This is a genomic window from Methylobacterium sp. UNC378MF (assembly GCF_900103195.1).
Lineage (GTDB): Bacteria > Pseudomonadota > Alphaproteobacteria > Rhizobiales > Beijerinckiaceae > Methylobacterium.
The window spans coordinates 215,613-238,257 of record NZ_FMWU01000001.1 but is presented as its reverse complement, the minus strand read 5'-3'; the positions used below and the strand labels follow the sequence as shown (position 1 = coordinate 238,257).

30 protein-coding genes are annotated in these 22,645 nt (G+C 70.2%); 17 read left to right on the top strand and 13 right to left on the bottom strand.

Annotated features, from left to right (window positions below):
- Positions 1–12: 12 nt before the first annotated feature.
- Together BLT59_RS01205 and BLT59_RS01200 are read right to left on the bottom strand one after the other, a co-directional pair.
- Positions 13–201 (bottom strand): hypothetical protein, encoded by a 189-nt coding sequence (locus tag BLT59_RS01205; protein WP_091775322.1) that lies wholly within the window; start codon positions 199–201, stop codon positions 13–15.
- 133 nt (positions 202–334) lie between these two features.
- Entirely contained in the window at positions 335–595 is a 261-nt protein-coding gene (locus BLT59_RS01200; protein ID WP_091775319.1) for a hypothetical protein, read from the bottom strand.
- A 214-nt stretch (positions 596–809) separates the two neighbouring features.
- Between BLT59_RS01200 and BLT59_RS01195 the strand changes: the two genes are divergently transcribed.
- The 5 genes from BLT59_RS01195 (at position 810) to BLT59_RS01175 (ending at position 2,690) form a co-directional block, all read left to right on the top strand.
- Entirely contained in the window at positions 810–1,199 is a 390-nt protein-coding gene (locus BLT59_RS01195; RefSeq protein ID WP_091775316.1) for a hypothetical protein, read from the top strand.
- A gap of 20 nt (positions 1,200–1,219) precedes the next feature.
- Complete coding sequence (locus BLT59_RS01190) at positions 1,220–1,417, top strand: hypothetical protein (RefSeq protein ID WP_091775313.1); 198 nt, start codon at positions 1,220–1,222, stop codon at positions 1,415–1,417.
- Between the two features lie 65 nt (positions 1,418–1,482).
- A complete protein-coding gene (locus tag BLT59_RS01185) occupies positions 1,483–1,740 on the top strand; it encodes a hypothetical protein (RefSeq protein ID WP_091775310.1) in 258 nt (85 codons plus the stop codon).
- A 59-nt stretch (positions 1,741–1,799) separates the two neighbouring features.
- Positions 1,800–2,099 (top strand): hypothetical protein, encoded by a 300-nt coding sequence (locus BLT59_RS01180; protein ID WP_091775307.1) that lies wholly within the window; start codon positions 1,800–1,802, stop codon positions 2,097–2,099.
- A 345-nt stretch (positions 2,100–2,444) separates the two neighbouring features.
- Positions 2,445–2,690, top strand: a complete 246-nt coding sequence (locus BLT59_RS01175) for a hypothetical protein (protein WP_091775304.1) — start codon at positions 2,445–2,447, stop codon at positions 2,688–2,690.
- A gap of 12 nt (positions 2,691–2,702) precedes the next feature.
- On the opposite strand, the gene BLT59_RS01170 is transcribed toward BLT59_RS01175, so the two are convergent.
- Both BLT59_RS01170 and BLT59_RS01165 read right to left on the bottom strand, forming a co-directional pair.
- A complete protein-coding gene (locus tag BLT59_RS01170; RefSeq protein ID WP_091775301.1) occupies positions 2,703–3,443 on the bottom strand; it encodes a DUF4336 domain-containing protein in 741 nt (246 codons plus the stop codon).
- Between the two features lie 103 nt (positions 3,444–3,546).
- Positions 3,547–4,131: a YgjV family protein gene (locus BLT59_RS01165; protein ID WP_091775756.1), complete on the bottom strand. Its 585-nt coding sequence runs from the start codon at positions 4,129–4,131 to the stop codon at positions 3,547–3,549.
- A gap of 402 nt (positions 4,132–4,533) precedes the next feature.
- Here BLT59_RS01165 and gntA point away from each other — a divergent pair, with 402 nt between their 5' ends.
- Genes gntA through egtD form a run of 3 tightly spaced genes read left to right on the top strand, consistent with a single transcriptional unit; the run spans position 4,534 to position 7,194 of the window.
- The gene (gntA, locus tag BLT59_RS01160) at positions 4,534–5,289 is read left to right on the top strand and encodes a guanitoxin biosynthesis heme-dependent pre-guanitoxin N-hydroxylase GntA (RefSeq protein ID WP_091775298.1); all 756 of its coding nucleotides are present in this window, start codon (positions 4,534–4,536) and stop codon (positions 5,287–5,289) included.
- A 10-nt stretch (positions 5,290–5,299) separates the two neighbouring features.
- Positions 5,300–6,274, top strand: a complete 975-nt coding sequence (locus tag BLT59_RS01155; RefSeq protein WP_091775296.1) for a class I SAM-dependent methyltransferase — start codon at positions 5,300–5,302, stop codon at positions 6,272–6,274.
- Positions 6,271–7,194, top strand: a complete 924-nt coding sequence (gene egtD / locus BLT59_RS01150) for an L-histidine N(alpha)-methyltransferase (RefSeq protein WP_091775293.1) — start codon at positions 6,271–6,273, stop codon at positions 7,192–7,194. Before BLT59_RS01155 ends, egtD begins: the two co-directional genes overlap by 4 nt.
- Positions 7,195–7,201: 7 nt before the next feature.
- Here the strand turns inward: egtD and BLT59_RS01145 are convergent, their stop codons facing one another.
- Together BLT59_RS01145 and BLT59_RS01140 are read right to left on the bottom strand one after the other, a co-directional pair.
- Entirely contained in the window at positions 7,202–7,426 is a 225-nt protein-coding gene (locus BLT59_RS01145) for a hypothetical protein (RefSeq protein WP_091775290.1), read from the bottom strand.
- A 68-nt stretch (positions 7,427–7,494) separates the two neighbouring features.
- On the bottom strand, positions 7,495–8,667 hold the full coding sequence (locus BLT59_RS01140; protein ID WP_244513770.1) for a DUF305 domain-containing protein: 1,173 nt from the start codon (positions 8,665–8,667) through the stop codon (positions 7,495–7,497).
- Between the two features lie 258 nt (positions 8,668–8,925).
- On the opposite strand from BLT59_RS01140, the gene BLT59_RS01135 reads away from it, so the two are divergent.
- A complete protein-coding gene (locus BLT59_RS01135; protein WP_091775287.1) occupies positions 8,926–9,654 on the top strand; it encodes an SDR family oxidoreductase in 729 nt (242 codons plus the stop codon).
- Between the two features lie 15 nt (positions 9,655–9,669).
- On the opposite strand, the gene BLT59_RS01130 is transcribed toward BLT59_RS01135, so the two are convergent.
- Both BLT59_RS01130 and BLT59_RS01125 read right to left on the bottom strand, forming a co-directional pair.
- Entirely contained in the window at positions 9,670–10,113 is a 444-nt protein-coding gene (locus BLT59_RS01130; protein ID WP_091775284.1) for a DMT family transporter, read from the bottom strand.
- A 47-nt stretch (positions 10,114–10,160) separates the two neighbouring features.
- On the bottom strand, positions 10,161–10,604 hold the full coding sequence (locus tag BLT59_RS01125) for a DMT family transporter (RefSeq protein WP_091775281.1): 444 nt from the start codon (positions 10,602–10,604) through the stop codon (positions 10,161–10,163).
- Positions 10,605–10,835: 231 nt separating this feature from the next.
- Here BLT59_RS01125 and BLT59_RS01120 point away from each other — a divergent pair, with 231 nt between their 5' ends.
- The 3 genes from BLT59_RS01120 to BLT59_RS31065 all read left to right on the top strand — a co-directional run bounded on the left by BLT59_RS01120 (position 10,836) and on the right by BLT59_RS31065 (position 13,623).
- Entirely contained in the window at positions 10,836–12,854 is a 2,019-nt protein-coding gene (locus tag BLT59_RS01120; protein WP_091775750.1) for an OPT family oligopeptide transporter, read from the top strand.
- 107 nt (positions 12,855–12,961) lie between these two features.
- A complete protein-coding gene (locus BLT59_RS01115; RefSeq protein WP_091775278.1) occupies positions 12,962–13,471 on the top strand; it encodes a DUF2243 domain-containing protein in 510 nt (169 codons plus the stop codon).
- A complete protein-coding gene (locus BLT59_RS31065; protein WP_175543893.1) occupies positions 13,468–13,623 on the top strand; it encodes a hypothetical protein in 156 nt (51 codons plus the stop codon). The genes BLT59_RS01115 and BLT59_RS31065 overlap by 4 nt, the downstream gene beginning before the upstream one ends.
- A 24-nt stretch (positions 13,624–13,647) precedes the next feature.
- Here BLT59_RS31065 and BLT59_RS01110 read toward each other — a convergent pair whose 3' ends face one another.
- The 3 genes from BLT59_RS01110 to BLT59_RS01100 all read right to left on the bottom strand — a co-directional run bounded on the left by BLT59_RS01110 (position 13,648) and on the right by BLT59_RS01100 (position 15,961).
- Positions 13,648–14,409, bottom strand: a complete 762-nt coding sequence (locus BLT59_RS01110; RefSeq protein ID WP_091775276.1) for an amino acid ABC transporter ATP-binding protein — start codon at positions 14,407–14,409, stop codon at positions 13,648–13,650.
- A complete protein-coding gene (locus BLT59_RS01105; RefSeq protein WP_012321834.1) occupies positions 14,406–15,086 on the bottom strand; it encodes an amino acid ABC transporter permease in 681 nt (226 codons plus the stop codon). Before BLT59_RS01105 ends, BLT59_RS01110 begins: the two co-directional genes overlap by 4 nt.
- An 89-nt stretch (positions 15,087–15,175) precedes the next feature.
- Positions 15,176–15,961: an amino acid ABC transporter substrate-binding protein gene (locus BLT59_RS01100; protein WP_091775273.1), complete on the bottom strand. Its 786-nt coding sequence runs from the start codon at positions 15,959–15,961 to the stop codon at positions 15,176–15,178.
- A gap of 254 nt (positions 15,962–16,215) precedes the next feature.
- Here BLT59_RS01100 and BLT59_RS01095 point away from each other — a divergent pair, with 254 nt between their 5' ends.
- Entirely contained in the window at positions 16,216–17,142 is a 927-nt protein-coding gene (locus BLT59_RS01095; protein ID WP_091775270.1) for a dihydrodipicolinate synthase family protein, read from the top strand.
- A 58-nt stretch (positions 17,143–17,200) separates the two neighbouring features.
- On the opposite strand, the gene BLT59_RS01090 is transcribed toward BLT59_RS01095, so the two are convergent.
- Complete coding sequence (locus tag BLT59_RS01090; protein WP_091775267.1) at positions 17,201–18,421, bottom strand: pyridoxal phosphate-dependent aminotransferase; 1,221 nt, start codon at positions 18,419–18,421, stop codon at positions 17,201–17,203.
- Between the two features lie 265 nt (positions 18,422–18,686).
- On the opposite strand from BLT59_RS01090, the gene BLT59_RS01085 reads away from it, so the two are divergent.
- Genes BLT59_RS01085 through BLT59_RS01070 form a run of 4 tightly spaced genes read left to right on the top strand, consistent with a single transcriptional unit; the run spans position 18,687 to position 21,869 of the window.
- Positions 18,687–20,105 carry a cytochrome ubiquinol oxidase subunit I gene (locus tag BLT59_RS01085; protein ID WP_091775264.1) on the top strand — a complete coding sequence of 473 codons (1,419 nt, stop codon included), beginning with the start codon at positions 18,687–18,689 and terminating at the stop codon, positions 20,103–20,105.
- 7 nt (positions 20,106–20,112) lie between these two features.
- Positions 20,113–21,120: a cytochrome d ubiquinol oxidase subunit II gene (gene cydB, locus BLT59_RS01080; protein WP_091775261.1), complete on the top strand. Its 1,008-nt coding sequence runs from the start codon at positions 20,113–20,115 to the stop codon at positions 21,118–21,120.
- The gene (locus BLT59_RS01075; RefSeq protein ID WP_012321840.1) at positions 21,120–21,242 is read left to right on the top strand and encodes a DUF2474 family protein; all 123 of its coding nucleotides are present in this window, start codon (positions 21,120–21,122) and stop codon (positions 21,240–21,242) included. The genes cydB and BLT59_RS01075 overlap by 1 nt, the downstream gene beginning before the upstream one ends.
- Before the next feature lie 48 nt (positions 21,243–21,290).
- Positions 21,291–21,869 carry a GbsR/MarR family transcriptional regulator gene (locus BLT59_RS01070; RefSeq protein WP_091775258.1) on the top strand — a complete coding sequence of 193 codons (579 nt, stop codon included), beginning with the start codon at positions 21,291–21,293 and terminating at the stop codon, positions 21,867–21,869.
- A 31-nt stretch (positions 21,870–21,900) separates the two neighbouring features.
- On the opposite strand, the gene BLT59_RS01065 is transcribed toward BLT59_RS01070, so the two are convergent.
- Positions 21,901–22,596 (bottom strand): GntR family transcriptional regulator, encoded by a 696-nt coding sequence (locus BLT59_RS01065; protein WP_091775255.1) that lies wholly within the window; start codon positions 22,594–22,596, stop codon positions 21,901–21,903.
- Positions 22,597–22,645 lie beyond the last annotated feature (49 nt).

Below are 22,645 nucleotides of genomic sequence, written 5' to 3'. Positions count from 1 at the left end.
GTCCGGCCCGGTCTAACGCTGGGCGGTGTCGTTCAACCGGATGGTGGGGATCATCGCGACGGCCTGCGCGGTCACCCGGTCAAATACATCCCCGGTCAGGCCGCGTTCCGCCGCGAGCTTCCGGATCCGCTCCGCATGTTGCGAGAGGGTCAGGCCGAAATAGGACTTCTCCGTCGCCTGTTGGGCAGACTCGGTGGCCACGCTTCGACTCCTGTTCATGGTTGGTAAGGAGCGCTGATTTGGCCCAGGGCGGCCGCGGCTTCAAGCCCCGACCGCAGCCATGGGAGCCCGGCCATGAACCCTCGTCATACCCGCTCCCGGGAGCAGCCCGGCCTCACCGGTCGCAGCCGATGCAGATGCCGCGCGTGATGGCGTCGTTGCGCTGTTCGACGGCGTCCCGCCGTTCGATGCTGCCGGTCTCGTTCGGGCCGAGGGCGCTCGGGTTGGGCACCGTCTGGCCGGTCGCCGCGGTGTGAGGCGCCTTGGCGGCCGTGTCGGGACCGCCCCCGGTTCCCGTCTGGCTCACCGGATCGGCCCAGGCGGTGACGGAGGCCAGGGTCAGGGCGGCCATGGCGAGAATCGCGGATCTGCACATGAGAAGCTCCCAGCACTGCGTGCGTCGGTCTGCGAGAAACTGACGCATGCGCGCGCGGGAAGTTCCCCGACGCGCGGCATTCCGCGGCGGATCAGCGCCCAGACGGTGTCGAATGCAGGCGCTCACCTTCGGGCGTAACGGCTAAGCCATTTTGAGAACTTTCTCCGCGACAGAAGTGGCGGATGGTGCCGATCGAACATCCGGAGGCACGCGCATGAACCCGACCGTCAGAGCCGTTCTGCTGAACGAGCGGGCCGCCGTGCTGTCGGCCATCGCGGCGCGTCAGGGCACCGTGTCCGACCTCTTGGTCCAGATCAACGGCGTCGAGAACGACATCTGGCGCCTGCGCCACCGCCTCATCGACCTCGAAGCGTACCTGATCGGACACCGAGTCGATCTGCCGAACGTGGGCGATGAAGCAACCGAGATCGCCGCCGAGCCCGACGCCTCGGTGGCGCGCGCACCGGCGACGCAAGCCGGGCCACGACCGGCAGAGGTGATCGGCCTCCCAGTCTGCAAGCCCCTCGGCGACTTCGTCCGGCCGAAGACCGCCGCGCGGAAGGCGCAGGCGGCCGCCCCCTCCCGCCGGGTCGAGACTGCCTGAGTTCGCCGGGGACCAAGCCCATGCACCGCATCCGCAATGGAACGCGCCGGAGACCCCTGCCGCCCGCGCCGGCTCTGCCCGAGAGCCTGACACGCTTCGTGTCGCAACCGGTCCCGAAGCCGGGTTGGATCACCGCTCCGCTCCGGGACATCGCCATGGCGCTGCTGGTCGGGATCGTGGTCGCGCTCGTCGGCGGCCGGATCCTGCAGGCCTGGTAGCCGGTCCTGACTGCATCCCTGCCATGGCCTATGAGGATCGATGAGGATCCCGAGGGGGCGGACGGATGGGTAACGGCGACGGCGGCGCGAAGATCGCGGAGGTGCAGCGCCTCGCCACGGCGCTCGCGGCGCGGGTGCGCTACGCGCAGCTGGTGGGCCGACCGGTCTACGAGGCGCAGATCTCCGCGCTGGTCAGCGCCGCACGCCTCATGGACGAGGAGAAGGCACCCTGGCCGCCGATGGTCGAGGAGGTGCTGACCGAACTTGCCCGCACCATCGAGGGGGCCGGCTCCGTCGCGGACGGCGTGCCGGGAGAGCCTTGAACGCGGCGCTCCGGGAGCCACCCTTGTATCGATCACCACGAGATCGAGGCAGGGACGCGATGCAGCAGGACACGCCGGGAGTCGATCGGACGGCCCGAACGATCGCCGAGAACGTCTACGCCGCCTATTGGCGCCAGGCCGCTGGGGCCGATCACCCGCAGATCGAGCAGACCTGCCTCGCGCGTCTCGCCGAGGCGATCCGGCCCGAGATCCCGGGCGGATCCCCCGGCGCGATCATCGACGCCGCCAACGCCGTTCTCGACGCCCTGGAGCAGCAGAATCCGGGGCTGCGCGGCCCACGCGTCAGCGCCCTGAACCGGGCGGACGGGACGGTCGCAATGGGCCGGGCCGGCGCCTGAGCGGACCGGATCGTCCCGGCCTTCAGGCCGGAACGCTCACCATCGCCCGCGGCTCCCGGACGGGGTGGCCGCCGGCCGCGTGCCGAATGCGGGCCAAGTGGGGAGAGGTCCGCATCCGGGACAAGGGCCGGCCCGCGGGCCATTCCCCTGTCCTCCCTCTGCAATCCTGCTTTCCAGGGCGACCGGTCCATCCCTGGCCAACCGGGCGGTCCAGCCCGGAACTTCGTCGCGAAGGGCCGATTGATCAGAGGGACCGGCACGAAAATCCGCGCCCGTCACTGTCGCGCGACGGTCTCGTCCGGCCGCAATCCTTCGTGTTGTTTTCGTCTCGAAGTCGATGTCCACATGATCCTGAACCTGCAGGCCGTGCAGGTCGCAACCGGCAGCGACGATGCTGAAAGTCAGCTCGTCTTCGCCGACGGGTTTCTGGTCGCGGTCTTGGTCCGTCTCTCGGCGCAGCACGACGAGGATGCCGGGAAATGGTTCCTGGAGGCCGGGTTCGGCCCGATCGGACCGGCCGCGCCGTCGCTCTTCGCGGACCTCGGGGCGGCCCGGGCCTGGATCATGCGCCAGCTCGCCACCGCAGCCTGACGCCGACGGCTCTCAGGACGGCGTCCCGAGCCAGCGGAGCGAGCGCCGCAGGCGCGCCGTACCGTCCCCCGCGAACCAGAGGCCGTGCGCGAACACGACCCGCTCGGGCGCCAGGCCGACGAGGTCTGCCGCCGCACGCGCCGCGTCGCGCCTGCGGAGCTTGATGACGAAGCGCAGATAGGGCGGCGGCTCGCCGTAGGGCGGCGTCATGTGGGCGAGACGCAGGAACGGGCGCAGGAGGGCCGGCATCTTCACCGGCTCCAGATTGAGGACGAGATCAGTCAGAATCAGCGTCCGGCTCGCGCTGTGGAAGAACGCGACCTCCCGAAACCCGAAGCCGCCCGGCACGACGATCTGACGCAGATCCGCCGCCCAGTCGGGGGGCGCGGCATCCTCCAGCACCCGGTCGATGCGCAGCCCGGAGCGACGGACCTGGCGACGCTGCCGCAGGTTCGGCGCCGCCCAGGTCAGTGCCTCCGGGCAATGGGTTTGCCAGTCCTTCAGGAAGGTCCAATGGGCGATGTTGGGGGCGACCAGATGGCGGATCGGCCCCAGCGCGGCGATCGCGCGATACAATCTCTCGTCGAAGCGCGTCGGCGAGTGCAGCCAGATCGCCCCGTCCCGAAGCCGGATCACGGTCATCCGGACGGGCAGGGGAATGCCGAGGGCCCGGAGCGGACCGCTGTCGACGATCCAGACGCCATCGGCCACGGGTTTGAGAACGTCGAGGGGTGGATAGGTTGCTTCGGGCAAGTCCCGGTCTCTCACTTGGGCGTCCGGCGTGGCGACCCCGCACCTGTGCAACAGCGGAACCGCGACGAATTTCCCGTATGGATCGCCGCAGGTTCGGCGCGCCTCACGCGCGCGCGCAGTCCGGTGCGACCGGTTCCACGGGCGCCACCGGGACGGCGCGCATGAGCGCGATCCCGAGGCCGAGGATCGTCAGCACGTCGCAGGTCAAACCGAAGACCGAGCCGACCAGAAGGTTGTGCCCGGCCCAGCACAGGGAGGCGCCGAGGAACAGCTGGCGCATCATCTGCGGAGCCGCCTGCAGCCGCGCGCCGGTGGCGAGCAGCGTGCCCAGGGCCGCGCAGGCCGATGGCCACCCGTTCCACGTGGCCACGGTCAGGCACGCGGCCGCGACGGTGCTGGCGGTGAAGACGGGCGGAACCCAGCCGCTCCGACCCGGCGTGCCGATGCAGCGGAGGGAGACGAGGCTCTGCAGCACCGAGATGGCGCACATCGCCGTCCCGGTGAGTGCCCCGAGCGTCAGGTAATGCGCGCCGAAACAGGCCGCACAAGCCGCCGAGGCAGCAAGGATCCAGGCGCGCCGCGGCATCACGCCGGCAGTAAAGCCCAGGAGCAAGCCCAGAGATCCGAACAGATCGAGGTGCGTCGCGGCCGCGGCGGACCAGGAATACAGAAATATTGCGGTGTTCATCATGCGCGACCGGCCGGCGCGGAGGCGCCGGTTCTGCCGATTGCGCTAGGATCGCATGGTAATCGGTTGGTTAACGACGCGTCGGGCTGCGATCACGACGCGGCGAGCGTGGCGGCGCGGCCTCACTGCGATCCCTTGCGCTGGACCGCCCTGCGGTCGGCTGCGACCGTTCGATCGTCCAGAGGCCGAAATCATGGTCGTCTTCTGATGAGTATTAGATCCAGATGTACTCTTAAGGGTCCAGAATTAACATAGATCAATCAGTGGATTGGCAATGCCGGCCGGGGAACAATGCTGGCCCCCTCCGGTTTCCCGGGCATTCAAGTCGGGACTACACCGCGGCCGGCCGGGCGGTGGTGTGCGCGTCCGCGCCCGACGCCGATGGTGTGAACCAACGCTCACATGCAGCTTCCCACGAATGACGATCAACATCCCGTTGCCGCACGGTTTCGGGACTTCATCGAGCATGCGCCCTTCCCCTGTGTCGGCGCCAAGTCCGCCCTTTCGCGCGGCCAGATGAAGATCGTGGTCGCCCGCGACATCACCTCCGGCGTTGACGATGCCCGGATCTATCCGGCCCTGCTCGCCTTCATCTGTCGGTATCGTGCGCAGCCGAGCCTGTTCCAGAGCTTCGCGGTTCTGTTCGAGGAACCGCACATCCTCTCGGAGGAAGCCTTCGAGGCCGCGCTATGGCAGCGGGTTCAGTCGCTCTCCGATTTGGATCAGTGCCTCGGCCAAGCCTACGACCCGCGCGTCGCTTCCGACCCCGACGATCCGCATTTCTCGCTCAGCCTCGGCGGCCAGGGCTTCTTCCTCGTCGGGCTGCATCCCGGGGCGAGCCGCCGGGCCCGCCGCTTCGAGACGCCTGCCCTGGTGTTCAATCTGCACGACCAGTTCGAGCAGCTGCGAGCCACAGGGCGCTATGAGCGCCTGCGCGCGGCGATTGTCGGCCGCGACGCGGCCTGGACCGGAACGATCAATCCCATGCTCGCCCAGCACGGCGAGCGTTCGGCCGCCCGGCAGTTCAGCGGACGCGTAGTCCCCGAGGATTGGGCCTGCCCGTTCCGGCGCGGGGAGGCAGCGGCGACCTGGGATGCGCAGCAGGTCGCCGCCGATCTCGCATCGGGCGCCTTCGTGATGCGCCAGATGGACAGCTGAGGGCCGACAGATGACGCGTTCCGACCCGTTTCCCCAGGACGAAGGGGCCGTGCTGGCCCTGGCGAGCGCCCTGCGCGAGACCGGCTATACCTTCACGACGGTAACGCCGGCCACCCACGCCCACGTCAATGCTCGGCCGCGGAACGCCGAGGCGCGGAAGCTGCGCGACGTGTTCGGCTGGAGCCGGCCTTTCCGTCCCGATCAGGCGCAGGATCTGCTGCCCGAGCCGATCCTGCGCCTGATGCGGACGGCCGGGGCGGTGACCGAGGACGGCCCGCTGCTGCGACCGACGATCCGGTTCTCCAGCCTCGACGGCGAATTGTTCGCCCATTCCTCGTATCCGCCGAGCGCGACCGACGCGGTGTTCTTCGGTCCCGACACGATGCGCTTCGCCGCGGCGGTGATCGCGCATGTCGAGGGGCGCTCGCGGCCGGTGCGCCGTGCCGTCGACATCGGCTGCGGGTCGGGCGCGGCCGGGATCTGCATTGCCAAGAGGGCGCCGGAGGCGGAGGTCGTGCTCGTCGACATCAACCCGGCGGCCATGCGGGCGGCGCGCGTCAACGCCCGGCTCGCCGGGGCCGACGGGGTCGAGGTCCGCCGCAGCGACATGCTGCGTGACGTCGAGGGCCAGTTCGACCTCATCGTGTCGAACCCGCCCTTCATGATCGACACGGCGGAGCGCGCCTACCGGCACGGTGGCGGCCCCCTCGGGGCCGGGCTGTCCCTCGCCGTGGCCGAGCAGGCTGCCGAGCGGCTCGCCCCCGGCGGCAGCCTCGTCCTTTTCACCGGCGCAGCCATCGTCGACGGGGAGGACCCGTTCCGTGCCGCGGTAGCCGAACTCTGCGGACGGACCGGGCTGGACTGGACCTACAGCGAGTTCGACCCGGACGAATACGGCGAGGAACTCGCGACCGCCGCCTACGATGCGGTCGAGCGGCTCGCCCTGGTCATCCTGACCGTCACGCGCCCTGTAACCCAGCCATGACCGACACGTTTCTCCGTGACGCCCTCGCGGGCCTGACCGGCCAGCCGAAAACGCTGCCGGGAAAGTACCTCTGGGACGAGACCGGCTCCGACCTGTTCGATCGGATCTGCCACAGCGCCGACTACTATCCGACCGCGCAGGAGATGACTGTCCTGCCCCAGGTCGCCGCTGACGTGGCCCGTTTGGTGGCCCCGGGCGTGACCGTCGTGGAGTTCGGAAGCGGCGCGAGCCGCAAGATCCGCACGCTCCTGGATGCGCTGCCCGAGCCGGCGGCCTACGTGGCGATCGACATCTCCGGCGCCTACCTGGAAGCCGCGATCCGGCGCCTCTCCGCGGATTACCCCGCCATCCCGATGATTCCGGTCTGCGCCGACTATTCGAAGCCGGTGCAGCTGCCCCAAGCGGCGGGACCGGGCGGCATCCTCGGCTTCTATCCGGGGACGAGCATCGGCAATTTCGATCCGCACGAGGCGCGGCTCTTCCTCGAACGGGCGCGCGCGACGCTCGGACCGAGCCTGTTCCTGGTCGGTGCAGACGGCACGACGGATCCGGAACGCCTGCAACGTGCCTACGGGCGTGCGGACGGCCTGATGGCCGCGTTTCACCGCAACATCCTTGCGCGGCTGAACCGGGAACTCGGCGCCGATTTCGACGGCGACAATTTCCGGCACGCCGTCCGGATCTGCCCGGATCCGCTGCGGGTCGAGGCGCATCTCGTGGCAACGCAGCCCGCTATGTATCGTCTGGGCGACCAGACCATCGCGTTCGCTTCCGCCGAGAGCATCCGGACGGACACGTCGCACAAGTACCCTGCGGATACCTTCCGGGCCCTCGCGGTCGAGAGCGGCTGGCAGCCCCGCGCCCTCTGGACGGCAGAAGGCGGGAGCTTCAACCTCCACCTGCTGCAATCCGAGGGCTGACCCGGCTCTACAGGGCCTCGATCGGAGTGTGCTTGCCGTCATGCGCCGCGCCCGATTCCAGGCTCCGCGTCTCGGCGGCGTACCGCTGATCCCGGGCGGGCGGCGGATAATCCGTCAGCGGACGCCAGGGGGCGGCCGGAGCGCCGAGGCGGGCGCTGGACGGCCGCAGCGACAGCCAGATCGCGACGGCCATCCAGGGGACGACGAAGAAGACGAAGGCGGCAAGTCCCACGGCGATCCTCCACAGAACGATGTTGCCGGGAGAACGCAGGACCGGCAGCCGCGGATCCGCGCCGGAGGCTACGGTTCCAGCCGGTCGCGGGCCTCCCGCTCGGGCGCCGCGTCGCCCGCCGGCAGCACAAGATCTCCCAGCGCGGCGCGCACCGCATCGAGGCCGGCGACCCCGTGCATCAGCGCGATCTCCCCGCGTTGCTCGTGGCGGATCGCCTGCGCCATGATCCGCAGGCGCAGGTCGGATGCCCGGTCCATCGCCGTATCGGCCATCTGGATCGCGCCGGTGTGGTGGAAGGTCATGAGCGCCACGAACTGCGCGTCGAAGGCCGCCCCGGTCATCGCGCGCAGCTGGTCGATCTGGCCGGGCTCCAGCATGCCCGGCATCAACGCTTCTTCCGCCGGTGCGCAGATCTGGGACACGGCGCCGAACCAGCTGCGCCACCACTGATCGAAGACCGCGAACTCGCCGCCCTGGGCGGCGGCGATCAGGCGCGCCAGGGCCCGGAGATGGTCGTTCTGTGCGCGCACCGCCGCGAGCCGGGCAAGGTCGATCCCCTGGCGATGATGGGCCATCATGCGCCGCATGTAATCCTGGTCGAAGGCGGGATCACGCCCCATCCAGGCGACCTCCCGGCCCTGCCAGCCGAAGAGGGCCAGTACCCCGAGCATGCCCGCGCCCAGCAGCGCGCCGCCGCTCCAGGCGACCGCGAAGCGGCGATGGGGCGACGGGTGCCGTCGCGCGACGGCATCCCGCAGGCATGGGAAGAGCGGGTAGAGCGAGGCCGAGGTGACGTGGACGAGGAAGCCGATCCAGTAGGGTTGCTCCAGGGAGAAGATCGGCTGGCGGAACGGCAGCAGCGGAACAAGGACGAGCCATTCGGTCGCCGAGGTGAACAGCGCCCAGACCGGCGCAATCAGCAGGATCATCCAGGGATCGAGGCGGCCGGTCCAGCGCCCGAACAGGCCGAAGAACACCACCGCCCAGGAGAAATCCGCCGCTTGATGAAACAGGATGCCGGCGAGGATCACGGGACCGGACGGATCCATCTGAAGCGCGCCGTCGCGCAGCGGGATCGCGGCGACCACCATCCAGTCGACGACGGCATCCCGGCCGATGCGGGCCGCCGTGACCTGGCTGACCAGCGTCGAAAACGTGCTGCTGAGCAGGCCGAGCAGCATGGCGGCGCGCCAGTTGATCCCGGCCTCGCCCGACCAGAGGCGTTGTGAGTTCCGGCGCACGCGCTGCCCCACTCGTGATCGGAATGGCCATACGAAGCCTGAGCCGGGCCGGCGATAGCCTATGTTGGAAACGGCGGCGCAGCGCCGACGGAGCGAGGCGGAGGGGCGATCGGGCCTGGAGCTCGGCGCGGTGAGAACCTACAAGGATCGGCCGCTCAGCCGGGAATCCGGGATCTGATTGGCGGCCCCGCCGGGCGCGACCCGCGTGACCCGGTCCGGACGCCTTCGCGGCGAAGCTAAGCCTGCTGGGAGCGAGCAATGGCAGATCTTTCCGGGAAGACGGTCCTGGTCACGGCGGCGGGACAGGGAATCGGGCGCGCCAGCGCCCTCGCCTTCGCCCGCGCCGGGGCGCGGGTCCACGCCACCGACATCAACGCGGCGGCCCTGGCCGATCTGCGCGCCGACAACCTCAGCACCGCACCCCTCGACGTGCTGGATGCGGGCGCCGTCAGCGCCCTGGTCGCGCGCATCGGCGCGGTCGACATCCTGTTCAACTGCGCCGGCATCGTGCATGCCGGCACCATCCTGGAGATGCGCGACGACGAGCTGGACTTCGCCCTCGACCTCAACGTCAAGGCGATGATCCGCACGATCCGGGCGGTCCTGCCCGGCATGCTGGAGCGCCGCGACGGTGCCATCGTCAACATGGCCTCCGTCGCCTCCTCGGTGAAGGGTGTGCCCAACCGCTTCGCCTACGGGGTGACGAAGGCGGCGGTGATCGGCCTGACCAAGGCGGTGGCCGCCGACTATGTCGGCCACAACATCCGCTGCAACGCCATCTGCCCCGGCACGGTGGAGAGCCCGTCTCTGCAGGAGCGCATCCGCCAGCAGGGCGACTACGAGGAGACCCGCGCCGCCTTCATCGCGCGCCAGCCGATCGGGCGGCTCGGCACGCCCGAGGAGATCGCCGACCTCGCCGTCTATCTCGCGGGCGCGACCTACACGACCGGCCAAGCCGTCATGATCGACGGCGGCTGGACGATCTAACCGGCGGCGCGGGCCTCAGAACCGGGCGACCAGCGCGACACCGCCGATCATCAGGGCGCCCCCCAGGATGCGCCACAGGCTCGCTTCGTGGACCTTGAAGCCCACGAGGCCGAAATGGTCGAGCAGGATCGACGTGACCACGCCCGCCGTCACGATCAGCCCGAGGAAGCTGGCGGCGCCGATCCGCTTGGAGACGGAGAGCTGCGCCATGGTCAGGCCCGCGCTCATCAGGCCGCCGAGCCATGCCCACCAGGGCACCTGCGCGAGGCGGTCCGTCGCCGGCAACCCGTACTGCCCCGTCACAAGCATGGCGGCGAGAATCGTGGTGATGCTGACGACGAGGCTCACCACGCCGGCGAGCAGCGGCCGCGCGAGGGATTTGGCGAGGCCCGCGTTCTGGCCCGGTTCGATCGCGGTGGCGATGCCTGCCAGCAGGGCAAAGCCGTAGAGGAAGATCATGCTGGGATCCTGAGGATGCGACACGTTCGGATCGTCGGCCGGGGCCGTCAGAACACCGCCACGAGAGCGACGCCTGCGACCATCAGCACGCCCCCGAGGATGCGCCAGAGGCTGGCGCGATGGCGCTCGAAGCCCACGAGGCCGTAATGATCGAGGGCGATGGAGCCGACGACGCCCGCCGTGATCACGCAGCCTAGGAACGCTGCGGCACCGACCGTCTCGGAGATGTAGAGCTGCGCCAGGACGACGGCGGCCCCGAGGATGCCGCCGGGCCAGGCCCACCACGGAACGCTGGACGCCGCTTCGGCCTGCGTCCGTCCCCGCAGCCGGGCGACGATCATGGCGCCGAGGAAGCAGACGATCGCCAGGCCGAAGCAGAAGAGACCCGCCAGCATCGGCTGCCCCGTGACCTTTGCCAGCGTGGCGTTCTGGCCGGGCTCGATGGCGTTGGCGACGCCGGCCAGCAGTGCGATGCCGTAGAGATACCACATGGGCTGTCTGGGATGTCCCGGAAGATGCGCCTGGCACCCCGAGCGGGGCAGCGGGGAGGGTCTGCTACGAAACCCTGCAGGGCGGCAGGTGACTGCATCCCGTCGACCGCATGTCCCAGGGACAGATCGCCTCAGGCATCGACCGTCGGGGATGCGGAAGGGGGTATGGCGGCAGGCCCGGGGAAAGTTTTCGCCCCTCGGATGGTTTGCGGACGACAGCCCGAGTGGATGATGGACGCCTGCAACCCGACGATCACGCCGAAGACGCAGGACCGTCAGGCCGAGCTGACCCTGCGCGGGATCGCGCTCGGCGCGGCCATCACCGTCGTGTTCATGGCCGCCAACCTCTACATGGGTTTGAAGACCGGGATGACGTTCTCGTCCTCGATCCCGGCCGCGATGATCTCAATGGGCGCCTTCCGGTTGATGGGCGGCGCCGGCATCCTCGAGAACAACATCGTGCAGACCCAGGCTTCGGCGGCCGGCACCCTGTGCAACGTCATCCTGGCCCTGCCGGGCCTCGTCCTCATCGGGCACTGGCACGGCTTCCCGTTCTGGCAGACCACGGCCGTGTGCCTGCTGGGCGGCCTCCTCGGGGTCGCTTTCTCGATCCCGCTCCGGCGCGCCCTCGTATCGGGCAGCGACCTTCCCTATCCCGAAGGCATCGCCGCCGCGGAGGTGCTCAAGACCGGCCACGAGGAGCAGGGCGGCCACGGCCTGCGGGACCTGCTCGGCGCCGCCGCGGTCGCCGGAATGATCGGGCTGGCCACGACGGGGCTGAAGATTCTGGGCGAGGGCCTCAACGGTGCGGTCAGCCTCGGCGGCGCCGTGTTCCGCAGCGGGACCGGCTTCTCGCTGGCGCTGGTCGGCGTCGGCTATCTCGTGGGCATCGGCGCCTGCCTGGCGCTGCTGACCGGCGTCCTGGTCGCCTGGGGGATCGCGGTCCCGATTCTCACCGCGCTGTCGCCCGATCCCGGCAAGTCCGCGGGGGCGGCGGCCGAAGCGGTCTGGTCCGGGCAGGTGCGCCTGATGGGTGCCGGCATCATCGCGGTGGGGGGAATGTGGACGGTCGGATCCCTGGCACGCCCGATCTTCGCGAGCATCCGCGCCGCCCTGTCCGGGAGCGGCGGTCTCGGCAAGGATCATCCGCGCGAGGAGCGCGACTTGCCGATCACCTGGGTCGCCGCCGCGACGCTGGGCCTGTGCGTGCCGCTGGCCATCCTGTTCGGGTACTTCGCCCAGCCGGCCGACCTCGGCAGCCTGATGATCGTGCTGGCGGTGGCCGCGACCCTGTTCACCGTCCTGTTCGGCTTCCTGATGGCGGCGGCCTGCGGTTACCTCGCGGGCCTTCTCGGATCCTCGTCGAGCCCGATCTCGGGGATCGGCATCCTGACCACGATGGCCACCGCGCTGCTGCTGCCTGTCATCCTCGGGCATTCCGCCGGCGCGGAGGGGGACCGGTTCGTCACCGGCATGGCGCTGCTGCTGACGTCCGTGATCATCACGACCTCCTCGATCGCCAATGACAACCTGCAGGACTTGAAGACCGGGCAGGTCGTCGGCGCCACGCCCTGGCACCAGCAGGTCGCCCTCATCCTCGGCGTCGGGGTCGGCGCCGTGGTGATCGCCCCGCTCCTGGCGCTGCTCTATGAGGCCTACGGCTTCGTCGGCGCCCCCGCCCACGAAGGCCAGGATCCGGGCAGCGCCATGCCGGCCCCCCAGGCCGCGCTGATGACCCAGATCGCCAACGGCATCACGCAGAGCGAGCTTCCCTGGAGCATGGTGCTGATCGGTGCCGGCCTCGGCGTGGTGCTGGTCGCCGCGGAATCCTGGCTGAAGCGGCGCAATCTCACCTTCCCGGCGCTGACGGTCGGGATCGGCATGTACCTGCCGCTCTCGGTGGAGATGACGATCGCCATCGGTGGCGTCCTCGGCTGGGTCGCCGAGCGCCGGCTGCGCGCCCGGATCGGCTCCGACGGCGGCAAGACGGGGAAGAAGGCCGACAAGGCGGTAGGCGCCGCGCGCCGCCGGGGCGTGCTCCTCGCCTCCGGGTTCTTGGTCGGCGAGAGTTGCGTGGGCGTGCTGCTCGCCGGGACTGATCTCCTGGCGGGCCACAGTGCGGCGATCGCGATCGCCGGCAAGGATTTCGCACCCTACGCCACGGGGCTCGGCCTCGCGGTCTTCCTGGCGGGTCTGATCGTCTACCTGCGGATGGTGTCGACCCCGGCCGTGACGCCGCGCGAGCCGTGACGGACCCGCCGGGGTCCGGAGCGGTTTTTCCTCGAGACGCCGTCGTCCTGGCGTGCGGAGCGAAGCATTGACGGGGCTCTGGATCATCCGCCAAGCGGGAGTTGTGCATGGAAGCGGCTGACACCCGAAAGCGCGCCTTCCCCCTGAGCGCCGGCATCCTGTTCGGGCTCGGGCTCGGCGGCTTCTTCGACGGGATCGTGCTGCACCAGGTTCTGCAATGGCACCATATGCTGAGCAGCTGGTACCCGATCGATACGATCCCGAATCTCGAACTGAACACCCTCTGGGACGGCATCTTCCACAGTGCGACCTACGTCTTCGTGGTCCTCGGGCTGTTCATCCTCTGGCGAGCCGCGCACCGCACGCACCTCTATTGGTCCAGCAAGCTGCTCGCCGGGTCTATCCTGATCGGCTGGGGCCTGTTCAACCTCGTCGAGGGCGTGATCGACCACGAGATCCTCGGCGTGCACCACGTCAACGAGCTGACGCCGCGGGCGCAGTGGCTCTACTGGGACATCGGGTTCCTTCTCTGGGGCGGTGCCATGCTGGCCGCGGGCCTCGGCCTCGTTCTGGTCGGCCGGGGGGAGGAGGCGTCGCTGGCGCGGCGACCCGCGTGAAGGCCGCCGGTCCCGGCCTTCGACCGGTTCTGCCCTGGCTCGCGCTGACAGCCGGCCTGATCCTCGCCACCCTGCCGGCTTGGCGGCCGCTGATCTTCGGGACCGCGCTCACCGTCGAGGATCTTCTCACCTTGCGCTGCCTGTCGCGCTGATCCGCGCGTCCCGGCATGCGCCGGTCAGGCCCCCTCCGTTGCCTCGCCGAGCAGCGTCCGGACGAAGCGGCGGGTGCGCGGATCGGTCGGTCGGCCGAAGAGGTCCGCTGCCGCGCCCTGCTCGACGATCGTGCCCCCTTCCAGGAACACCACCGTGTCGGCGACGCGCCGCGCGAGGCGAAGGTCGTGCGTGGCCATCAGCATGGTCATGCCCTCGCCCGCGAGGCCGGCCAGCACGTCCACCACCTCGGCGGCGAGTTCCGGATCGAGGGCCGAAGTCGGCTCGTCGCAGAGCAGCAGGCGCGGGGAGGGGGCCAGCGCCCGGGCGATCGCCACCCGCTGCTGCTGGCCGCCCGACAGTCTGGCGGGCCAGTCCGCCGCCTTGTGGGCGAGGCCGACGCGCTCCAGCAGCTCCAGCGCGCGCGCCCGGGCCCGGGCCTGCGGCCACTTGCCGACCGTGACGAGCCCCTCGGTGACGTTCTCCAGCACCGTGCGGTGGGGGAAGAGCTGGAAGTTCTGGAACACCATGCCGGTCTGCCGGCGCACGGCGAGCACGTCCCGCCGCGCCGGCGGGCTGCCGGGCCGGAAAGTCAGGCGGATGTCGCCGAGTATGAGAATCCCGGCCTGCGGGAGTTCCAGCAGGTTCACGCAGCGCAGGAGCGTCGACTTGCCCGAGCCCGACGGGCCGATCAGCGCCGTGACGCGCCCCTCCGGCACCGCGAGGTCGACGCCCCGCAGGACCGGGTTGTCGCCGAAGCGCTTCTCGATGGCCGACAGGGCGATCACGCGCGGGCCTCCAGGTAGCCGCCGTAGCGCCCGAGGCGCCGCTCCAGCAGCGTCTGGAGCCAGGACAGCAGCGTCGACAGGACGAGGTAGATCAGCGCCACCTCGATGTAGAGGATCAGCGGCTCGTAGGTGACGGCGACGATGCGCTGGGCCGCCTGGAACAGCTCCGGCACGGTGATCGCGGCGGCGAGCGAGGTGTCCTTCACCAGCGCGATGAAGGAGTTGGCAAGCGACGGCACGGCCACCCGTGCCGCCTGGGGCAGGATCGTGCGGCGCAGGGCCTGAACCGGCGTCATGCCGGTGGCGTAGGCCGCCTCCCACTGCCCCTTCGGGATGGAGGCGATGGCCGCGCGGACGATCTCGGACGTGTAGGCACCGACATTGAGGGTGAACCCGATCACGGCGGCCGGAAAGGCGTCGATCAGGATGCCGGTGCTCGGCAGGCCGTAGAAGATCACGAAGAGCTGCACGAGGAGCGGCGTGCCCCGGAAGATCCACACGTAGAGCCACGCCAGCGCCGCCAGCGGCCGCGGTGCGAACAGGCGCACGAGGGCGGTCCCGAGCCCCAGCGCGAGGCCGAGCGCGAAGGCGATGAGCGTCAGCGGCACGGTGAAGCGCAGGCCGGCCGCGAGCAGCGGCCCCAGCGACTGGAGCATGAGGTCGAGCCAGTGCGGCACGGGACGGCGTCTCCTACCGGGCGGAACGAGCGGCGAGCTTTACGGGATCGGCGCCCGGACGGGTCCCCGCCGGGCGCGCTGCGGGCGGTCTACTTTGAGACGTCGGCCCCGAAATACTTCTGGGCGATCGCCGCGTAGCTGCCGTCGGCCTTGATCGCCTCGAGCGCCCTGTCGATCGTGGCCTTCAGCGCGGGGTTGTTCTTGCGCATGATGATCCCCGAGGCGTCCGCGTCGGCCTGCTCGGCGGCGATCTTCACGGGGGCGTTCGGCTTCTGCTTGTGGAAGTCCAGGAACGACAGGCTGTCGTTGACGGTGGCGTCGGCGCGGCCGGTGAGGACGAGCTGGACCGACTGGTCGAAGCCGTCCGTTCCGACGAGCTCGGCCCCCGACTGCTCGGCGAGGCGCGCGAAGTTGCTGGAGAGGCTCTGGGCGGCCTTCTTGCCCTTGAGGTCGGCGAAGGCCTTGATGTCCGACCGGTCCGCCCGCGTGATCAGCACGGCCCGGGCCCGGATGTAGGGCTCGGAGAAGTCGAACTTCGCCTGCCGCTCCTTAGTGATTCCGACTTGGTTGATCACCACGTCGTAGCGCTTGCTGTCGAGCCCGGCGATCAGGCCATCCCACTTGCCTTCGAGGAATTGCGGCGCGACGCCCAGCTGCTCGGCGACCTTGCGGCCGATCTCGACGTCGAAGCCGACGAGCTGCCCGGACGCGTCGTGGAAGGTGAAGGGCGCGTAGGTGCCCTCGGTGCCGATGCGCAGGGTCTTGGCGGCGCGAATCGCGTCGAGATCGTCGGCCTTCGCGGGCGCGCTGGCGGCTGCGCCGAGGAGCGTCGCGACGATGAACGCCGCGACGCGGCTGGCAGAGAAAAATCGCATTACAGTAGCTCCGAAAAGAAAATGCTGTTCTCGTGCGGCCGCCGCGCTTGATCTTGGCTGTCGATGGACAAAGCAAAGAAGAGCTCGGCCGTACAGGAAAGCCGGTGCGCTTGTCGACAGCTTGGTTTGCTCAATCCGGCCCGCACCCTGTCGGAGGTCACACCATTCGGCGCAGCGTGCTAAGAGACGGCCGGGTCCCGCCCGCGGACACGATTCGTCCGTCGGGATGCGCGATCCCGGCAGAAGGACCGCGCATGACTTCGTCCGCCCAAGCCTATCGCGGCGTCTTTCCGGTCGCCCCCACGGTCTTCGACGCCGCGGGCGCCCTGGACCTCGACGGGCAGCGCCGAGCCATCGACTTCATGATCGACGCCGGGAGCCAGGGCCTGTGCATCCTGGCCAATTTCTCCGAGCAGTTCGTCCTCACCGACGACGAGCGCGAGCGGGTGATGCACGCCGTGCTGGAGCACGTGGCTGGCCGCGTGCCGGTGATCGTCACGACCACGCACTTCGCCACGCAGGTCTGCGCCGAGCGCTCGCGCCGCGCCCAGGAGGCCGGCGCCGCGATGGTGATGATCATGCCGCCCTATCACGGTGCCACGATCCGCGTGCCGGAGCTCGGCATCTTCGACTTCTTCCGCGCGGTCTCGGACGCGATCTCGATCCCGATCATGATCCAGGACGCGCCGGTGGCGGGCACGCCGCTCGGGGCACCGTTCCTGGCGCGCATGGCCCGCGAGATCGCGAACGTCGCGTACTTCAAGATCGAGACCGCGGGCGCTGCGTCCAAGCTCCGCGAATTGATCGCGCTGGGCGGCGACGCCGTCGTGGGCCCCTGGGACGGCGAGGAGGCGATTACCCTGATGGCCGACCTCGACGCCGGCGCCACTGGGGCGATGACCGGCGGCGGCTACCCGGACGGGATCCGGCAGATCACCGACGCCTACGCGGCGGGCCGCCGGGAGGAGGCGATGGACGCCTACGCGCGCTGGCTGCCGCTGATCAACTACGAGAACCGGCAGTGCGGGCTGCTCGCCTGCAAGGCGCTGATGGCCGAGGGCGGGGTGATCGCGAGCGAGACCGCGCGGCTGCCGATCCAGCCGCTGCACCCGGCGACGCGGGCCGGCCTGATCGAGCTCGCCCGGCGGAACGACGCGCTGGTCCTGCGCTGGGGGCGCTGAGGCCGCGGGAGTCGGGGCGGCACGGAGGCCGAGGGGCCGCCGCCGGACTCCGCCCGAATCAGTGCGCTGCCGCGGCCGGCACGCGGGTCCCGAGCACGCCCGTGAGCCGGCGCACCGCCTCGCGCGCCAGGTCCGGGCTGATGGCGAAGCACATCCGCACCAGGCCCTCGCCCTCGGGCCCGAAGGCGGTGCCCGGCGCCACGCCGACCTTGGCCTCCCGCAGGAGGCGCAGCGCCAGGTCGAGGCTCGGCTCGTCGCCGCCCATCCGGGCCATGAGGTAGAAGGCCCCGTCCGGCGGCGCGACCGTGACGCCCGGCAGGCGCGACAGCCCGTCCACCAGGATCGCCCGGGCCTCGGCGCAACGCTCCACCATCGTGCGGATGAAGCCGTCACCCTCCTCGAGGGCCGCGATGCAGGCGTGCTGGACGAAGGTCGGGATCGAGGTGGTGCTGTAATGCCCGAGCTTGGCGAAGGTCGGCGCGAGGCCGCGGGGATAGATCACCCAGCCGGCCCGCCAGCCGGTCATCGCCCAGTTCTTCGAGAAGGTGTTGGTCACGATCAGCCGGTCGTCCTCCGTGCAGATCTGCAGGAAGGACGGCGCGATCCGGTTGCCGTAGGTGAAATGCGCGTAGACCTCGTCCGAGAGGATCCAGAGGCCGCGGTCCCGGGCGAGGTCGCGCAGGGCCGTCATCTCGGCGAGCGGCATGGTCCAGCCCGTCGGATTCGAAGGCGAGTTCACCATGATCACCCGGGTGCGCGGCGTGATCGCGGCCGCGATGTCGGCGAGCGGCAGCGCGAAGCGCCCGTCCGGCAAGCGCCGGTACGGCACCGTCACGGGCACGCCGCCGGCGATGCGGACCGCCTCGCCGAGATTGGGCCAGGCCGGGGAGGGGATGATCATCTCGTCCCCCGGCTCCAGCAGCACCTGGGCCGCCTGCATGATCGCGTTCATGCCGCCCGCCGTGACGCCGAACCGGTCCGGCGGGATCTCCACGCCCCAGTGGCGGGCGTGGTAGGCGCCGAGCGCCGCGCGCAGCGCCGGCAGGCCCAGGGAGGTCGTGTACCGGGTGTGCCCGGCCAGCATCGCCCGGTGGGCCGCCTCGACGATGAAGGGCGGCGTCGGCAGGTCGCCCTCGCCGATCCAGAGCTTCACCACCTCTGGGTCGTCCCGCCCGCGATCTGCCACGAGGCCGATCTGGCTCGTGCCGATGCCGCGGATGCGCGCCGAGAGCGCGGCGGAGAGATCGACGGGTGCGGCGGAGACGAGGGTATCGGCCATGGCGGCGCGTGCTCTCCTTGCGTCGAGACGCGGCGGGTCGTGACGCAGCGAGCCACGTGGCGCCTGAGAGGTCCCGACCGGTAGGGAATGGCGCGACCCTGACGCGTTCGGGCTCGGACGTCCAGACCCGGGCGACGCCCGCTCCCGCCCCGGCTGCCGCGAGGCGCGACCGCCGAGGGCCGCCCGAGGCTTCGGTATGTTCCGACTTTTCAGCCATTTCTGAAATTGCTATAGACCGGGTCGCACCCTGAGCCGGAGGCCCGACGTGCTCGCCAACCTCGATCCCCTGATCCTCGCCCGCATCCAGTTCGGGTTCACGGTGGCCTTCCACATCGTGTTCCCGGCCTTCTCGATCGGCCTCGCGAGCTTCCTCGCGGTGCTGGAGGGGCTCTGGCTTGCGACCGGCCGCCAGGTCTTCATGGACCTGTTCAAGTACTGGATTAAGATCTTCGCGATTGCCTTCGCGATGGGCGTCGTGTCCGGGCTGGTGATGTCCTACCAGTTCGGCACGAACTGGTCGGTCTTCTCCGACAAGACAGGCCCGGTGCTGGGGCCGATGATGGCCTACGAGGTGCTCTCGGCCTTCTTCCTGGAGGCCGGCTTCCTCGGCGTCATGCTCTTCGGCATGACGAAGGTCGGGCCGCGGCTGCACTTCGCGGCGACGCTGATGGTCGCGTTCGGGACCTTCTTCTCGGCGTTCTGGATCCTGGCGGTGAACTCGTGGATGCAGACGCCCGCGGGCTACGGCACGAACGCCGAGGGCCAGTTCGTGCCGCTGGACTGGTGGGCGATCGTGTTCAACCCGTCCTTCCCGTTCCGCCTCGTGCACATGGTCCTGGCCGCCTACCTCACCACCGCGCTGGTGGTGGGCGCGGTCGGCGCGTGGCACCTGCTGCGCGACCGGGCGAACCCGGCCGCCCGGACGATGTTCTCGATGGCGATGTGGATGGCCGCCCTGGTCGCGCCGGTCCAGATCCTCGCGGGCGACGCGCACGGCCTCAACACCCTGGAGCACCAGCCCGCCAAGGTCATGGCCATGGAAGGGCACTTCCAGAGCCACCCGGACGGCGCGCCGCTGGTGCTGTTCGGCCTGCCCGATCAGGAGGCCGGCACCGTGCGCTGGGCGGTCGAGATCCCGAAGCTGTCCTCGCTGGTGCTGAAGCACGCCCTCGACGCGCCCCTGAAGGGGCTCGACAGCCTGCCCCGGGCGGAGTGGCCGCCGGTGCCGATCGTGTTCTGGTCGTTCCGCATCATGGTGGGCCTCGGGATGCTGATGCTGCTCCTGGGCGCCCTGAGCCTCCTCGCCCGCTGGCGCGGCACCCTCTACGCGTGGCGCCCGCTGCACCGCTTCGCGATCGCCATGGGCCCGGCGGGCTTCGTGGCGGTGCTGGCCGGCTGGATCACCACCGAGGTTGGGCGCCAGCCCTACACGGTCTACGGCCTGCTGCGCACGGCGCAGTCGGCCTCGCCGCTGCACGCGCCGGCGGTGGCAGCCTCCCTCACCGCCTTCGTGGTCATCTACTTCGCGGTCTTCGCCATGGGCACCGGCTACATCCTGCGCCTGATGGGCCAGCCCCCGCATGCCGGCGAGAGCGGGATTGAGCCCGGCGCGCCGATCCGGACGGCGGGCATCACGCCCGCCCCGGCGATCGATCCCGACCGTCACCTCCAGCCGGCCGAGTGAGGGACCCATGGCCTACAGCTTCGACCTCACGGTGATCTGGGCGCTCGTGATCGCGTTCGCGGTCTTCGCCTACATCGTCATGGACGGCTTCGACCTCGGCATCGGCCTCCTGTTCCCCGTCCTGCGGCCGGGCGCGGAACGGGACACCGCCATGAACTCGGTCGCCCCGGTCTGGGACGGCAACGAGACCTGGCTGGTGCTCGGCGGCGGCGGCCTGTTCGCCGTCTTCCCCCTGGCCTACGCGGTGATCCTGCCGGCGCTCTACGCGCCGATCATCGCGATGCTGCTCGGGCTGATCTTCCGCGGCGTCGCCTTCGAGTTCCGCTGGCGCGATCCCCGCCACCGCGCTGCCTGGGACGTGGCCTTCGCGGGCGGCTCGCTGGTGGCGGCCCTCGCCCAGGGCATCACGCTGGGCGCGCTCCTGCAGGGCATCACCGTCGAGGGGCGGGCCTATGCCGGCGGCTGGTGGGACTGGCTCACGCCCTTCAGTGTCCTCGTCGGCGCGAGCCTGGTCGTCGGCTACGCGCTCCTCGGCGCGACGTGGCTGGTGATGCGCACCGAGGGCCTGCTCCAACTGCGGGCCCGGCGCCTGGCCCTGCGCCTCACCGTTGCGACGGTGGTGGCCATCGCCCTCGTCAGCGCGGTGACGCCGTTCCTCCAGGGCCGCTACTACGAGCGCTGGCTGGCGATGCCGAATGTGCTCGTCACCGCGCAGGTGCCGCTGCTCGTATCGCTCGCGGCCTACGCCCTGTGGCGCAGCCTGCGGGGCGGCGCCGAGCGGGCGCCCTTCCTGATCGCGCTGGGGCTGTTCGCCCTGACCTTCCTGGGGCTGGGCATCAGCATCTTCCCCGACGTCGTTCCGGGCCGGATCACGATCTGGCAGGCGGCCGCCCCCGAGGCGAGCCAGATCTTCCTGCTCGCCGGCGCGTCGGTTTTGATCCCGATCATACTGTCCTACACCGCGTACTCGTACTGGGTCTTCCGCGGCAAGGTCGACGCGCACGGATATCACTGATGGCACCCGCAGCAGCACAGCCCCTCTGGAAGCGTCTCGCGTGGTTCGCGGGGCTCTGGGCCTCCAGCATCGTCGGCCTCGGCTTCGTCGCCACGGTCCTCCGGTATTGGCTCAAGAGCTGATAAGCCGGGGGGCTCCCGCCTGACCTCTCCCAGCGTCGGATTCCTGCCGTGCAGCTGCCCCCGCTCGTCCAGACCTTCGTGCTGCATTTCGGCGAGATGGGCTCGCGCTGGGGCATCAACCGGACCGTGGGGCAGATCTACGCCCTGCTGTTCGTGGCCGAGCGGCCGCTCAACGCCGACGAGATCGTCGAGCGGCTCGGCGTGTCGCGCTCCAACGTCAGCATGGGCCTGAAGGAACTCCAGGCCTGGAACCTCGTCCGCCTCCAGCACAGGCCGGGCGACCGTCGCGACTACTTCACGACGCCCGAGGATATCTGGCAGATCGTCCGCACGCTGGTCGAGGAGCGCAAGAAGCGCGAGGTCGACCCGACGCTGACCCTCCTGCGCGAGCTCCTGATGCAGGAGGCCGGGACCGAGGAGGAGCGACACGCGCAGGCGCGCCTCCGGGAGATGCACGACCTCTTCGAGCTGTTCGCCGGCTGGTACGCCGACGTGCGCCGCCTCGACACCGAGCGCCTCGTCCAGCTCCTCACCCTCGGCTCGAAGGTCCAGAAGGTGCTGGAGATGAAGGACCGCCTGACCCGCCTGCCGGGCCGGATCGGCGGCCGGTCGGCCAAGCTGGACTGATCCGGCCGCGCGGGGCGGGCCCGGTCCCCGCTCACGCTTCGAGGAGCGCGCCCCGGTAGAGGGCGATGAGCGAGGCGCCGATATGCTCGATATGGCGACGCAGGCAGGCAGCCGCCTCGTCGGACTTTCCGGCCTCGCACAGAGCCAGGATCTGCGCGTGCTCCCTGACCGCGCGGGTCGCGTCCTCGGAGGTCGAGATCTGCAGCCGCGTTGGCCGCTCGCAATCCTGCAGCAGTTCGGACACGATCGCCAGGGAGCGCGGCCGGCCGGCGTGCCGGATCAGGTCGAGGTGGAAGCGGCTGTTCAGGTCGCCCCAGCGGAGGACCTGGCCGGTCTCCAGCGCCGCGCCGTAGTCCTTCGAGAGGGCGTCGAGATCGCGGATGTCGTCGGGGGTCAGGTGCGGGGCCGACAGCAGGAGCAGTTGCGGCTCGAGCTGAAGGCGCAGCTGGAAGATGTCTTCGACCTCTTGGAGCGACAGGCCCGTCACGACCGCCCCGCGATGCGGCATGATCCGCACGAGCTTGCTGGCCTCCAGCTGCAGCAGGGCTTCGCGAACCGGGATGCGGCTGATCCCGAACTCCTCCGCCAGGGCGTCCTGGCGCAGCTGCACCCCCGGCGGCAGATCCCCGTTCAGGATCTGCTCGCGCAGCGAATCCGCGACGGCCGCCGCCACGGTCTTGTGCCGCAGCCGGTCGGGAGCGGGACGTCCAGGGCCCGTGGGGGACATTAACGCCTCAGAAAAACGGTATACATGTATACACGGCATCCTCTTGCCT

Excerpts from the sequence above, each read along its gene's own strand:
- BLT59_RS01200 (WP_091775319.1), bottom strand. The coding sequence starts at position 595 with ATGTGCAGATCCGCGATTCTCGCCATGGCCGCCCTGACCCTGGCCTCC.
- BLT59_RS01195 (WP_091775316.1), top strand. The coding sequence starts at position 810 with ATGAACCCGACCGTCAGAGCCGTTCTGCTGAACGAGCGGGCCGCCGTG.
- BLT59_RS01190 (WP_091775313.1), top strand. The coding sequence starts at position 1,220 with ATGCACCGCATCCGCAATGGAACGCGCCGGAGACCCCTGCCGCCCGCG.
- BLT59_RS01185 (WP_091775310.1), top strand. The coding sequence starts at position 1,483 with ATGGGTAACGGCGACGGCGGCGCGAAGATCGCGGAGGTGCAGCGCCTC.
- BLT59_RS01180 (WP_091775307.1), top strand. The coding sequence starts at position 1,800 with ATGCAGCAGGACACGCCGGGAGTCGATCGGACGGCCCGAACGATCGCC.
- BLT59_RS01175 (WP_091775304.1), top strand. The coding sequence starts at position 2,445 with ATGATCCTGAACCTGCAGGCCGTGCAGGTCGCAACCGGCAGCGACGAT.
- BLT59_RS01165 (WP_091775756.1), bottom strand. The coding sequence starts at position 4,131 with ATGAACACCGCAATATTTCTGTATTCCTGGTCCGCCGCGGCCGCGACG.
- gntA (WP_091775298.1), top strand. The coding sequence starts at position 4,534 with ATGCAGCTTCCCACGAATGACGATCAACATCCCGTTGCCGCACGGTTT.
- BLT59_RS01155 (WP_091775296.1), top strand. The coding sequence starts at position 5,300 with ATGACGCGTTCCGACCCGTTTCCCCAGGACGAAGGGGCCGTGCTGGCC.
- egtD (WP_091775293.1), top strand. The coding sequence starts at position 6,271 with ATGACCGACACGTTTCTCCGTGACGCCCTCGCGGGCCTGACCGGCCAG.
- BLT59_RS01135 (WP_091775287.1), top strand. The coding sequence starts at position 8,926 with ATGGCAGATCTTTCCGGGAAGACGGTCCTGGTCACGGCGGCGGGACAG.
- BLT59_RS01130 (WP_091775284.1), bottom strand. The coding sequence starts at position 10,113 with ATGATCTTCCTCTACGGCTTTGCCCTGCTGGCAGGCATCGCCACCGCG.
- BLT59_RS01125 (WP_091775281.1), bottom strand. The coding sequence starts at position 10,604 with ATGTGGTATCTCTACGGCATCGCACTGCTGGCCGGCGTCGCCAACGCC.
- BLT59_RS01120 (WP_091775750.1), top strand. The coding sequence starts at position 10,836 with ATGGACGCCTGCAACCCGACGATCACGCCGAAGACGCAGGACCGTCAG.
- BLT59_RS01115 (WP_091775278.1), top strand. The coding sequence starts at position 12,962 with ATGGAAGCGGCTGACACCCGAAAGCGCGCCTTCCCCCTGAGCGCCGGC.
- BLT59_RS01100 (WP_091775273.1), bottom strand. The coding sequence starts at position 15,961 with ATGCGATTTTTCTCTGCCAGCCGCGTCGCGGCGTTCATCGTCGCGACG.
- BLT59_RS01095 (WP_091775270.1), top strand. The coding sequence starts at position 16,216 with ATGACTTCGTCCGCCCAAGCCTATCGCGGCGTCTTTCCGGTCGCCCCC.
- BLT59_RS01090 (WP_091775267.1), bottom strand. The coding sequence starts at position 18,421 with ATGGCCGATACCCTCGTCTCCGCCGCACCCGTCGATCTCTCCGCCGCG.
- cydB (WP_091775261.1), top strand. The coding sequence starts at position 20,113 with ATGGCCTACAGCTTCGACCTCACGGTGATCTGGGCGCTCGTGATCGCG.
- BLT59_RS01075 (WP_012321840.1), top strand. The coding sequence starts at position 21,120 with ATGGCACCCGCAGCAGCACAGCCCCTCTGGAAGCGTCTCGCGTGGTTC.
- BLT59_RS01065 (WP_091775255.1), bottom strand. The coding sequence starts at position 22,596 with ATGTCCCCCACGGGCCCTGGACGTCCCGCTCCCGACCGGCTGCGGCAC.